Raw genomic sequence first — 12313 nt, forward strand, 5'->3', positions numbered from 1 at the left:
ACTGGAGGCCCTATGTCTGACCTCTGATATTATGACGAGGGCCGGACAGATGCGCGATACAATTACGCTCAGCGTTGAAAAGATGTCATGCGCCTCCTGTGTGGGGCGTGTGGACCGTGCGCTGGTGGCGGTTCCGGGTGTGCTGGAGGTTTCCGTAAACCTCGCGACGGAAGAGGCGACCGTGTCTCTGGACCCTGCACAGGTAACTGCCGACACTTTGGCCCGGATCGCCACCGAGGCCGGATATCCGGCGAGGCCGGTGCTGTCTCGCGCGCTAAAGGTGCAGGAGGCGAAACGGTCAAAGGCGGCGCAGGAACTGGGTCGGCAAACCTTGCTGGCGGCTGTCCTGGCTGCACCGGTCGTGGTCCTGGAGATGGGATCACATATGATCCCCGGTTTCCACCATTTCATCCTGAACAGCATCGGATTACCGGCGAGTTGGTGGATGCAATTCATTCTGACCTCGCTGATCCTGATCGGTCCGGGTCGGCATTTCTATGCCGCTGGGTTCAGCGCATTGATCAAACGCAGCCCGGATATGAACAGCCTCGTGGCGCTTGGCACCTCAGCGGCTTATGGCTTTTCGGTCTGCGTTCTGATCGCGCCGCACCTGCTCCCGGCTGATGCGCAGGCCGTCTATTTCGAGGCGGCGGCGGTCATCGTGGTGTTCATCTTGCTGGGCAGATGGCTGGAGGCGCGCGCCAAGGGACGCACCGGTGCGGCGATCAAATCCCTGCTCAGCCTCAGACCAAAAACCGCGCAGGTGATGCGGGCGGGTGTCACGCAAACCGTGGCCGTCGATGATTTGATCCTGAACGATACCATCCTGTTGCGCCCCGGAGAGAGGGTGCCTGTGGATGGTCAGGTCACCGAAGGGGACAGCCACGTGGATGAAAGCATGATCACGGGCGAACCCCTGCCGGTGGTAAAATCGACGGGTGACACGGTGACCGGAGGCACGATCAATGGTCCCGGCAGCCTCACGTTCACGGCGACGCGCATCGGGGAGGACACCGTTTTGTCGGGGATCGTGCGCATGGTGCAGGATGCACAGGGCGCGAAACTCCCCATACAGGCTCTGGTCGACCGGGTCACGCTGTGGTTCGTGCCGGTCATTCTGGCGCTGGCGGCGGTGACGGTTACTGCCTGGCTGGCCTTTGGCCCGACGCCGGTTTTGTCACATGCGCTGGTGGCCGGGGTGGCGGTGCTGATCATCGCCTGCCCCTGTGCCATGGGTCTCGCCACGCCGACCTCGATCATGGTCGCGACGGGGCGCGCGGCGGAATTGGGTGTGTTGTTTCGCAAGGGGGATGCGCTGCAATCCCTTGCGGATATTGACCTGATCGCCTTTGACAAGACCGGTACGCTGACCTTGGGCAAGCCGGAATTGACGGCCTTGCAGGTTGTGGAGGGGTTTGACCGCGCCGAGGTGTTCGGCCTGATCGCCAGTGTTGAGGCGCGCGCGGAACATCCCATCGCCCACGCCATTCTGAACGGGGCCAGGGATGAAGGGATCGAGGTCAAAACTGCCACGGATGTTGGTGCCATGGGCGGTATGGGCATCCTGGGGCAGGTCGGCGGACACCGTGTCATGGTCGGCACGGCCAAATTGATGGATGATAACGCCATCGACGTCACCCGCTTGGAACACCAGGCCGAGGATATGGCCAAATCCGGTGCGACCGTGTTTTTCGCCGCCGTGGACGGTGCATTGGCCGCTTTAATCGCCGTTTCCGATCAGATCAAGCCGAATGCCGCAGCCACGATTGCCGCGCTCAAAGCGCAGGGCATTGCCGTCGCCATGATCACCGGGGACCGCGCCGAAACCGCCCATGCGGTCGGTCGTGAGATCGGCATTGATCACATCGTTTCCGGCGTTCTGCCCGAGGGGAAGGTCGCGGCACTGAACCGCCTGCGCGAAAATCACCCAAAGGTCGGCTTTGTCGGGGACGGTATTAACGACGCGCCCGTGCTTGCCTGTGCAGATGTCGGTATCGCGATTGGTACAGGCACGGATATCGCGATCGGGGCGGCGGATGTGGTGCTGATGTCGGGCGATTTGAACGGTGTCACGACGGCCACGCGCGTGTCAAAAGCGACGATGCGCAATATCAGGCAGAACCTCTTTTGGGCATTCGGGTATAATACCGCGCTCATTCCGGTCGCGGCGGGCGTGCTTTTTGCAAGCCATGGCGTTCTGCTGTCCCCGGAATTGGCGGCGGGTGCCATGGCGCTTTCGAGCCTTTTTGTGCTCAGCAATGCGCTGCGATTGCGCGGCCTCAACAGGAGGACAGCATGAATATCTCAGAGGTCGCAGACCGCACGGCTTTGCCGGTGAAAACCATCCGATATTACGAGGAAATCGGTTTGATCACCCCCGCCCGCAGCGCCAATGGATACCGTCAGTTTTCAAAGGCTGACCTGCACAAACTGGCTTTTCTGGCCCGTGCACGGTCTTTGGGGTTCACCATCGATGCCTGTCGCGGATTGTTGCGCCTTTACAATGACCAGGCCCGCGCCAGTTCGGATGTGAAGGCTTTGGCGCAGGATCATTTGAATGAGATCGACACCAAGATTGATGAGTTGAAACAAATGCGTGACACGCTCGCACATCTGATTGATGCCTGCGCCGGGAATGATCGGCCTGATTGTCCCATTCTTGCGGATCTTGCGGCGGATCTCTAGAGAGGTGGCCCCCTTGACGTGGAGCCAAGACGTGTCACCTTGGCGGATATGAACCAGAAATTCGAACATAAGATCAAGGTCCTTTTCCAGCACTGCGACCCTGCGGGCATCGTGTTTTATCCACGGTATTTTGAAATGGTGAACCAGACCGTGGAGGAATGGCACGAAGTCGGGCTGCGCCATTCATTTTCGCAAATGCACCGCGAATCCGGTTATGGCGTTCCCACGGTCTCTATCGGGGCCGAATTCACCGCGCCGAGCCATATGGGTGACGTGTTGACCTGGTCGCTTGAAGTCACAAAACTCGGGCGTACCTCGGCGCATTTGCGGATTATCGCGGTCTGTGGCGAGGCGCTGCGGATGACGGCGACGCCGGTTCTGGTGTCGGTGCATATGGCGACGGGCCGCCCGGTGCCATGGTCCGATGACATTCGCGCGCGCATGGGCTCGTTTTTGATCGCCGCTAAATAATTTTATACCTAAACATTTTATACTTGAAACATTTAGGCGTTTCGTTACGTTTTGTGGAAACAAAACGAATGGGTGTCGATTGTGAAAATTGCGTGTCTGGGAGGGGGTCCGGCGGGGCTCTACTTCGCGATTTCGATGAAACTGCGCGATGCCGGGCATGAAATCACCGTGATGGAGCAGAACAAGGCGGATGATACCTTCGGCTGGGGCGTGGTTCTGTCGGATGAAACCCTCTCTAACCTGGCACAAAACGACCCTAAAAGTGCTGCGATGATCCAGGAACATTTCGCCTATTGGGACGATATCGCGGTAGTCCATGACGGGCATCATACCGTCTCGTCGGGTCACGGGTTCTGTGGCATTGGTCGCAAGAAACTGCTGTTGCTGTTGCAGGACCGTGCGCGGGAATTAGGGGTCGAATTGCGCTTTGAAGCAAAGGTCGAAAGCGCGGCCACCCTTGCCAAGGACTATGATCTGGTTGTGGCCTCGGATGGGTTGAACTCCCGCACGCGTTCGGAGTTCGAAGACCACTTCAAGCCCAATGTGGAGCTACGCAAATGCCAATTCACCTGGCTTGGCACCCGGCAGAAATTCAACGACGCCTTCACGTTTATTTTCGAGAAAACGGCGCATGGGTGGGTTTGGGCGCACGCCTATCAATTCGACCCTGATACGGCGACTTTCATCGTGGAATGCTCTCAGGAGACGTACGACAAATGGGGTTTCGCTCAGATGTCCAAGGCGGATAGCATTAAGGCCTGCGAGCGGATTTTTGTGAAATACCTCGACGGTCATGCGCTGATGTCAAACGCCAACCATGTGCGCGGATCGGCCTGGATCAAATTCCCCCGTGTACTTTGCGAAAAGTGGCATCATCAAAACATTGTCCTGATGGGGGACGCGGCGGCCACGGCGCATTTTTCGATCGGATCGGGCACGAAACTGGCGCTTGAATCCGCGATCGCGCTGGCGGATGACGTGACGCGGGAAGCGACGCTGCCCGCAGCCTTCGAGAAATACGAGAATGAACGCCGTGTTGAGGTTCTGAAACTGCAATCCGCGGCGCGCAATTCGCTGGAGTGGTTTGAGGAGATTGAACGTTACCTTGATCTGGACCCGGTGCAGTTCAACTATTCCCTGCTCACCCGCTCGCAGCGCATCAGCCATGAAAACCTGCGCGCGCGGGATCCGGCGTGGCTCGCATCAGCGGAAAAATGGTTCCAGACACAGGCCGGTGCGGGGGATCACGCGCCCCTGCGCCACCCGATGTTCGCGCCCTATCGGTTGCGCGATATGCATCTCAAAAACCGCGTCGTCGTGTCCCCGATGGCGCAATATAAGGCGGTGAATGGCGACCCCACCGATTGGCATTTGATCCATTACGGCGAGCGGGCCAAGGGGGGTGCGGGTCTCATATATACCGAAATGACCTGTGTGAGCGCGACGGGTCGCATCACGCCGGGCTGTCCGGGGATCTATTCAGATACACAGGAGGCGGCCTGGAAGCGGATCGTTGATTTCGTGCAGGGCGAGGCGGGCGCAAAGATATGCCTCCAGCTGGGCCACTCCGGTGCCAAGGGCTCGACGCAGGTGGGGTGGAATGAGATGGACGCGCCGCTGGCAGATGGGAATTGGCCGCTGATCGCCGCCTCCGATGTCGCGTGGTCCGCGCGTAATGCCAAGCCCCGAGCGATGACGCGTGAGGATATGGATAGCGTCAAAGCGGAATTTGTGCAGGCCACCGAAAGGGCGGCCCGTGCCGGTTTCGACATGATCGAACTGCACGCCGCGCATGGTTATCTGATCTCAAGCTTCATCACGCCGATGCAGAACCGGCGCACCGACGCCTATGGGAGAACGCTGGAAAACCGCCTGCGCTACCCGCTTGAGGTGTTTGATGCGATGCGCGCCGCCTGGCCCAAAGATCGCCCGATGGCCGTGCGCATTTCCGCGAATGACTGGACGGGCGATAGGGGCGTGACGCCACAAGAGGCCGTGCAGATCGCCGCCGCCTTCCGCGATCACGGTGTGGATATTTGCGATGTGTCCGCCGGGCAGACCTCTATTGAGGCGCAACCTATCTATGGACGGATGTTCCAGACGCCCTTTTCGGATCGCATTCGCAATGAGGCGGGGATGGCGACAATGGCGGTTGGTAATATCTTTGAACCCGATCACGTCAATTCCATTCTGATGGCGGGTCGGGCGGATCTGGTCTGCCTGGCGCGCCCGCATCTGGCGAATCCCTACTGGACGCTGCATGCCGCGACGCAGCTTGGGGATCGCCATGAAACATGGCCTGCGCCCTATCTGGCGGGGCGCGATCAGGCGTGGCGTTTGGCTGAGAAAGACGCGCAGACCCCAGAGGTCAAAGTATGAATGATCTGTCCGGCAAACGCGCGCTTGTGACGGGCGGCGGTACCGGCGTCGGGGCCGTGATCGCGCAGGTTCTGGCGCAAAACGGTGCGCAGGTCTGGATTGCCGGGCGACGTCCTGCGCCTCTGGAGGTTATCGCAGCGCAGACCCCCAACATTGAGGCATGTGTCGGGGACGTTACCGATCCACAAGATTGCGAGGCCCTGATCAAGGTCGCAGACGATCCGGACATCGTGATCGCCAACGCGGGCGCGTCGATCTCGAAACCCTTCGACAAGATGACCCCGGATGATGTGCAGGCGATGCTGTCCATCAACCTCTTTGGCGTGTTCAACATTTATGCCGCCGCATTGGGGGCGATGAAATCGCGGGGCACGGGGCGGTTGATCTCGGTGGCCTCGACCGCAGGATTGAAGGGATACCCCTATGTGAGTGCCTATTGCGCAGCCAAACACGCCGTCATCGGGCTGACCCGGTCTCTGGCGCTGGAGCTTGCGCGCACCGACATCACCGTGAACGCCGTCTGTCCGGGTTTCACCGAAACGCCCATGCTGCGGGCGTCAGTTGAGAACATCATGGCCAAGACCGGGCGTAGTCAGTCAGAGGCGGAAAAGGCCCTGAGCGCCCCCAACCCACAAGGCCGTTTCGTGCAACCGCAGGAGGTCGCGGATACCGTGCTCTGGCTTGCCGGGTCCGGTGCCAGCGCCATCACGGGACAGTCCATTTCCATATCCGGCGGAGAAACCATGTGATTGATGCAAACGAAATCCCCTCCGATCTCAGCAAGGACCGACTGCGCGTATGGCTGCGCATGTTGAAAGTAACGCGGATGATTGAGGCCGAATTGCGGGAACGGATGCGCCAGACGTGGGATATCACCCTACCGCGTTTCGATGTGATGGCGGCGCTCAGACGGGCGCAGGACGGCATGAAAATGAGCGACCTGTCCGGTGAATTGCGCGTCTCCAACGGGAACGTCACCGGTATCGTCGACCGCCTGGAAGCCGATGGTTTGGTGGCGCGCCAAAGCGTCAAGGGCGACCGGCGCGCGATGCATGTCCTGCTGACACCGACCGGACGCGCGATGTTTGACGAAATGGCCGCCGTGCATGAGCTTTGGGTGGATGAGCTGTTCTCTCCCATCGGGGCGCAGGGCCTGAACACGGTACACACCCGCCTGGGCCGGATTTCTGACAAACTCGAGGGGGACGCGTGATGCCCGAGCATTTCAACCTGACACGGGAAGGGACTGTCGCAGTTGTGTCCCTAAACAGGCCAGATCGCAAAAACCCCCTGACTTTCGACAGCTACGCAGAATTGCGCGACTGGTTCCGCGCGCTGGCCTATGACGATGACACGACGGCGGTCGTTTTTGCCCCTAATGGTGGCAATTTTTCATCGGGTGGCGACGTGCATGACATCATCGGCCCGTTGGTCGCGATGGATATGAAAGACCTGCTGCGCTTTACCCGCATGACCGGTGATCTGGTCAAGGCGATGTTACATTGCGGCAAGCCGATCATTGCGGCTGTGGATGGTATCTGTGTCGGGGCGGGGGCGATTATCGCGATGGCTTCTGATTTGCGGTTGGCGACTCCTGAGGCCAAAACCGCCTTCCTGTTTACCCGCGTCGGATTGGCGGGTTGTGACATGGGGGCCTGTGCCATGCTGCCCCGGATTATCGGGCAGGGGCGCGCGGCGGAATTGTTATACACTGGGCGGTCGATGAGTGCGCAAGAAGGGGAGCGGTGGGGTTTTTTCAACCGTCTTGTCGCGGCGGATGCGTTGGTGGCTGATGCTCTGGCGCTGGCGCAGCAAATCTCCGAGGGGCCAAATTTCGCCCATATGATGACGAAAACGATGTTGCACCAGGAATGGTCGATGACGCTTGATCAGGCCATCGAGGCCGAGGCGCAGGCGCAGGCGATCTGCATGCAGACGCAGGATTTTACCCGTGCCTATGAGGCATTTGTTGCGCGCGAAAAGCCCGTTTTCGAGGGGGATTGAGCCATGCCGGACCGGAGTTTTCTGACATGGCCGTTCTTTGAGGATCACCACCGGGCCTTGGCGGCGGATCTGGAGGCGTGGTGCGCGGCGTCCCTGTCCGATATTGACCACTCGGATACGGATAAGGCCTGCATTTCACTGGTCGCGATGCTGGGGGAGGCGGGGTGGCTCACATATTCCGCGATTGACCCCGATGCACCCGGCAAGCTGGATGTGCGCAGCCTTTGTTTGATCCGCGAAACCCTTGCGCGCCATGACGGCCTTGCGGATTTTGCCTTCGCCATGCAGGGGCTTGGGACCGGCGCTGTCTCTCTTTTTGGCACTGAAACGCAACGCGACTGGTTACATAAAACGCGGGCTGGAACCGCGTTGTCCGCCTTTGCGCTCTCTGAACCGCGCTCGGGATCGGATGTCGCGCATATGGATATGACGGCGACACGGGATGGCAACGGGTATCGCCTGAACGGTGAAAAGACCTGGATTTCGAATGGCGGTATTGCGGATATCTATACCGTTTTCGTTCGCACGGGTGAGGCCGCCGGGGCCAAGGGGCTATCCGCTTTTCTGGTGCCAGCGGATACGCCCGGATTAAGGGTCGCAGAGCGGCTCGACGTCATGGCACCGCATCCTCTGGCAAGACTGTCATTTGAGGATGTCAGGCTGGATGCGAACGCCATGATCGGTCTGCCGGGTCAAGGGTTCAAAATTGCGATGTCGGTGCTGGATGTTTTCCGCTCCACCGTCGCTGCCGCCGCGCTTGGATTCGCGCGTCGTGCGCTTGATGCGTCTCTGATACGGGTAAAGCAGCGCGAATTGTTTGGCGCACCCCTCTCTGAGATGCAAATGGTGCAGGGGCATATCGCGGAAATGGCGCTGGATGTGGACGCGGCGGCCTTGCTGGTCTATCGCGCGGCCTGGGCCAAGGACATGGGGGCTGCGCGCGTCAGCCGAGAGGCGGCGATGGCCAAGCTTTTCTCCACAGACCAGGCGCAGAGCGTGATTGATCGGTCGGTACAATTGCATGGCGGGGAGGGTGTGCGCGTGGGGAGTATTCCCGAAAAGCTCTACCGTGAAATCAGAGCTTTGCGCATTTATGAAGGCGCGTCCGACGTGCAAAAGATAGTGATTGCGCGCGCCGTTCTGGCCGGTAATGATTGACCCGCGGGCCCAAAGAAAACGCGCCATAGGTGCCAGCCGACAATCCGCCCCCTCTCGCTCGACAGGTCATTTGAAGCTTTGAATGTCGCTTCACATGCGCATTTCTCTTGCAGGCAAACCACGTTTCCCGCTTTGATGTCACCTACGGCGCAACAGACCCCGGAGACCCGATGATGCAGAACACAGACGCCCCCGTGCTTTTGGAGCGTGCCGACGGCATTGCAACACTGACCTTGAACCGTCCCAAAGCCCTGAACGCTTTGTCCGAAGAGATGTTGGAATGCCTGCAAGCCGCGCTTGATCAGTTGTCCGGCGACAGGTCGGTCAAGGTGGTCATCCTGCGCGGGCAGGGCGCGCATTTTTGTGCCGGTCACAACCTCAAGGAGATGAGCGCGCAGCGACAGGACGTCGATGGCGGACAATCCTATTTCAACACGCTCTTTGCTACCTGTTCCAAGATGATGCTCTGCATTACCCAATTGCCCCAACCGGTGATTGCCGAAGTCAAAGGCATCGCGACCGCCGCCGGGTGTCAATTGGTCGCCACCTGCGACTTGGCGATTGCCAGCGACACCGCGACATTTGCAACTTCCGGCGTGAACATCGGGTTGTTTTGTTCGACGCCGATGGTGGCGTTATCGCGTAATGTGGCGCGCAAACAAGCGATGGAAATGTTGCTGTTGGGGGAGTTTCAGACGGCCGCCCATGCGGAGCGGATCGGTTTGATCAACCGGGTCGTGCCCGAAGACATGCTGTCACAGGCCACGCAGGACATGGCGCGAAAGATCGCCTCCAAGGCCCCGGTTGCGATCAAGATCGGCAAGGAGGCTTTTTATAAACAAGCGGAAATGGATTTGGCGTCTGCTTATGCCTACACGGGCGAGGTGATGGCGCAAAACATGATGGCGCGCGATACCGAGCGGGGCATTGAGGCGTTTCTACAAAAAGCGCCGATTCCTGCGTGGCAGGAGGATTGAAGATCGGCGGATCGTAAAATGTTGAGGGCTGTGGTCTTAAAAAACCGACCCAGATGCGCGAAATTGCGCTCTGGGCCGGCCGTAAAGTTTAACAGGGAATACTCGTTAAGTCGGTTCTGTGCTCAGGCGGCCTTGAGCTTGGCGCGGTGTCTGTAAGCCAGCGGTGCAAAGGCGCTCAGGAGCAAAAACAAAGACGCCGGGATCGGAACTGGTGCAGGATTTATTGGTTCGCCGAAGATGAAATCATCCATGGCAACCACGTTCGATCCGTTGGCATAATGATCGTCCACCGCGAATAGCCCCGCAACAATGGTGACCTTTGCAAGGACGTTGTCCTTGAAGGATGCACCGAGGAAAGACAGGCCGCCTGCGCCGCTTTCTTCGACATATTCCTGTGCCAGCAGGTTATCAAAAGCGTCGAAAAACGACATATAGACGTAATCATTGTCGATGACGTTGGTGAAAACAGCGCCGAAACCATCCGTCAGGGCAGGTGTCGTTTGATCGGCCGGATCAAAGAACAGGACATCGAAAACGGTGCCGCCGGTGGGCGCAAAGAGCCGTTCAGGGCTGAAGGTTTGCAGGTTCTTTTCAAAACCGAACTCTACCGGCTCGCCCGATGCGGCGGTGGAGGAGAGTTGAAAGCCCTTGGCACCGCGACCGCCGCCTGCGTAGTCATCATTACCTTTGAATTCGATCCCGCGGGCTCGGGGGGCGGCGGGCCCGTTGAAGAAATCACCGGGAAAGGCGGCAGGGTCCGATATGGCGTCCGGGGCCGCGTCCCAGTTGATCTGGCGACGCCCATCGTCGAAGTTTTCAGGAGTGAAAGGGTTCAAATCGCCCAACTCATCCCGAAAATCATCCACCTTCTTCTGAATATCAGCCGGGGCGTATCCGGCGCTGGAAAAAATCTGGGCGGCATGAACGCTGCCGGGTAAAGCCAGTGAGCAGATCAGAATGAAGGGGGCGGCATGCCCCACGTAGTTTTGAAATACCATGGTAGAAACTCCTTTTTGAAATCCAGTTTGCGAGCTGTGATGAGGCAGTTCTCCTCGTCGCTGTTTGGGTTACGCCCGGAGCCTGGGAATTATTCTGTGGATTTGTGAAAAATTTTCGTCACCTGGAATTTCGGCGCTGCCAGATGTCCATTTGTAAGTGATCCGCACAGCTCGCGGGGCGCGCAACAGGCCTAGATTTCAAGCGCGGCTTTGGCGGCCACAGCCCCGAGATCGGGATGCCCGCCGGGGCCGATTACGACATAATCCGCATCCTGCGCGCTCCAGGAAACGAAATCGAACCCGTTGATGGTGCTTTGCTTGAAGGTCGGCTGATCGTCACGCGCAACCGTGCTGCGTTGCAGACAAAGCGCGATCACGGTGCCATCGCCTTGCCGATACATCAGCTGCGCGACCGGCCTGCCATTGGCGACAAGCAAGCGACCGCCCTCAAATGTCAGACCGAGGTCGGACAGATCGGGGATCGAGAAGGTCGTCCCAATGGTCGCGCCCAGCCATTTTTCGATATGATCGGACTCGTCTGCGCCGACCTCGACCAGATGCCGTTGCTGGCCTGCATAGACGCCGTGATAATCCGCGATATCCGACAACCACCCGGCTGTTTGTACCGGTGCCGTCTGATCCCGGAGCATATAGCCGCCCGTCCCACCGATCATGAGGGCCAGGATGCTGGCCGCCATAGCGCCCCAGATTGGCCGTTTTGCAACGGAGCGCGCGGGAGGTGGTGTTTCCTTGATCTGTTTGATGAGGTCGAAGGGGACGGGGTGGCTCAACTCGGCGTCAAAGACCTCTTGCGCGATCCCCTGCGCCTGCAACAGCGCGTCCAGTTCGTCCTGTGCCGCCTGATCTGTTTCCAGCAGGGCTTCGATTGTCTCCGCCTCGGCGGGGTCCAGTTCCCCATCAAGATATGCGCTCAATTTCAACGATAAATCCGTCATTTTGCGATACTTTCCACGTCCGAGAGCGCGGTAATGAGGGTCTGCCGTGCGCGGTGAACCCGGCTCATCACTGTGCCGATCGGTATGCCGAGCAACTCGGATACTTCGCGATAGCTATATCCTTCCGAGCAGACCAGCATCAACGGCTGGGACAAATCGCTCGGCATGGCGTCGATCTTCCCGCGCGCCTGTTGTGCTGCGAGCTGATCCACGATGCGGTCTTCGACGCGCAGGCCGGGCTCCTCTTCGGCGGGCACCTGCCCTGCACCGACACGTACCTTGCGCTTGCGAATCTCAGAAATCCAGAGGTTGCGCAAAACGCGAAACATCCAACGGTCCAAAGGCTGCGCAGGATCGTATTGATCCCATTTCAAAAGTGCCGTGGTGCAGGCCTCCTGCACCAGATCATCCGCATCCGGCCCGTACCGCGTCAGGCTCAAAGCAAAACGGCGCAACCGTGGCAGCAGGTCGATCATCCGGGATTTGAACTGGTCGAACGTCATTCCCATCCCATTATCTGCATGATCCATCCGTCCCCGGCATATTAACGTGGCTTGCGCTCAATTGCGAGCTACTTGCCGGTCTGCCTTCAAGAGAGTTACGTTTCTGGGGCGCGGTTTATTTCCGCATGCCCGATCTTTTTGCACAAACTAGCGTCTGGACCTGATGTCGCCGGTCTTTTGAT

At 59.1% G+C, this 12313-nt stretch carries 12 protein-coding genes; 9 read left to right on the forward strand and 3 right to left on the reverse strand.

Annotation, left to right across the window (positions count from 1 at the left end; genetic code table 11):
• Positions 1–49 precede the first annotated feature (49 nt).
• The 9 genes from ROLI_RS21660 (at position 50) to ROLI_RS21700 (ending at position 9674) form a co-directional block, all read left to right on the forward strand.
• Complete coding sequence (locus ROLI_RS21660) at positions 50–2299, forward strand: heavy metal translocating P-type ATPase (RefSeq protein WP_316247392.1); 2250 nt, start codon at positions 50–52, stop codon at positions 2297–2299.
• Positions 2296–2685: a Cu(I)-responsive transcriptional regulator gene (gene cueR, locus ROLI_RS21665; protein ID WP_187428510.1), complete on the forward strand. Its 390-nt coding sequence runs from the start codon at positions 2296–2298 to the stop codon at positions 2683–2685. Before ROLI_RS21660 ends, cueR begins: the two co-directional genes overlap by 4 nt.
• 48 nt (positions 2686–2733) lie before the next feature.
• A complete protein-coding gene (locus ROLI_RS21670; RefSeq protein ID WP_187428557.1) occupies positions 2734–3156 on the forward strand; it encodes a thioesterase family protein in 423 nt (140 codons plus the stop codon).
• A gap of 81 nt (positions 3157–3237) precedes the next feature.
• Entirely contained in the window at positions 3238–5535 is a 2298-nt protein-coding gene (locus ROLI_RS21675; protein ID WP_187428558.1) for a bifunctional salicylyl-CoA 5-hydroxylase/oxidoreductase, read from the forward strand.
• Positions 5532–6284 carry an SDR family NAD(P)-dependent oxidoreductase gene (locus ROLI_RS21680; RefSeq protein WP_187428511.1) on the forward strand — a complete coding sequence of 251 codons (753 nt, stop codon included), beginning with the start codon at positions 5532–5534 and terminating at the stop codon, positions 6282–6284. The genes ROLI_RS21675 and ROLI_RS21680 overlap by 4 nt, the downstream gene beginning before the upstream one ends.
• A complete protein-coding gene (locus ROLI_RS21685; protein WP_316247393.1) occupies positions 6281–6748 on the forward strand; it encodes a MarR family transcriptional regulator in 468 nt (155 codons plus the stop codon). Before ROLI_RS21680 ends, ROLI_RS21685 begins: the two co-directional genes overlap by 4 nt.
• The gene (locus ROLI_RS21690) at positions 6748–7539 is read left to right on the forward strand and encodes an enoyl-CoA hydratase family protein (RefSeq protein WP_187428512.1); all 792 of its coding nucleotides are present in this window, start codon (positions 6748–6750) and stop codon (positions 7537–7539) included. The genes ROLI_RS21685 and ROLI_RS21690 overlap by 1 nt, the downstream gene beginning before the upstream one ends.
• A 3-nt stretch (positions 7540–7542) precedes the next feature.
• Positions 7543–8697: an acyl-CoA dehydrogenase family protein gene (locus ROLI_RS21695; RefSeq protein ID WP_187428513.1), complete on the forward strand. Its 1155-nt coding sequence runs from the start codon at positions 7543–7545 to the stop codon at positions 8695–8697.
• Between the two features lie 170 nt (positions 8698–8867).
• Complete coding sequence (locus tag ROLI_RS21700) at positions 8868–9674, forward strand: enoyl-CoA hydratase (RefSeq protein WP_405048984.1); 807 nt, start codon at positions 8868–8870, stop codon at positions 9672–9674.
• 122 nt (positions 9675–9796) lie between these two features.
• Here ROLI_RS21700 and ROLI_RS21705 read toward each other — a convergent pair whose 3' ends face one another.
• From ROLI_RS21705 to ROLI_RS21715, 3 genes are all read right to left on the reverse strand, one after another.
• Positions 9797–10672, reverse strand: a complete 876-nt coding sequence (locus ROLI_RS21705; RefSeq protein ID WP_187428514.1) for a hypothetical protein — start codon at positions 10670–10672, stop codon at positions 9797–9799.
• Between the two features lie 191 nt (positions 10673–10863).
• Positions 10864–11628 (reverse strand): anti-sigma factor, encoded by a 765-nt coding sequence (locus tag ROLI_RS21710; RefSeq protein ID WP_187428515.1) that lies wholly within the window; start codon positions 11626–11628, stop codon positions 10864–10866.
• A complete protein-coding gene (locus tag ROLI_RS21715; RefSeq protein WP_187428561.1) occupies positions 11625–12131 on the reverse strand; it encodes an RNA polymerase sigma factor in 507 nt (168 codons plus the stop codon). Before ROLI_RS21715 ends, ROLI_RS21710 begins: the two co-directional genes overlap by 4 nt.
• Positions 12132–12313 lie beyond the last annotated feature (182 nt).

It is taken from the genome of Roseobacter fucihabitans (assembly GCF_014337925.2).
GTDB classification, from domain to species: domain Bacteria; phylum Pseudomonadota; class Alphaproteobacteria; order Rhodobacterales; family Rhodobacteraceae; genus Roseobacter; species Roseobacter fucihabitans.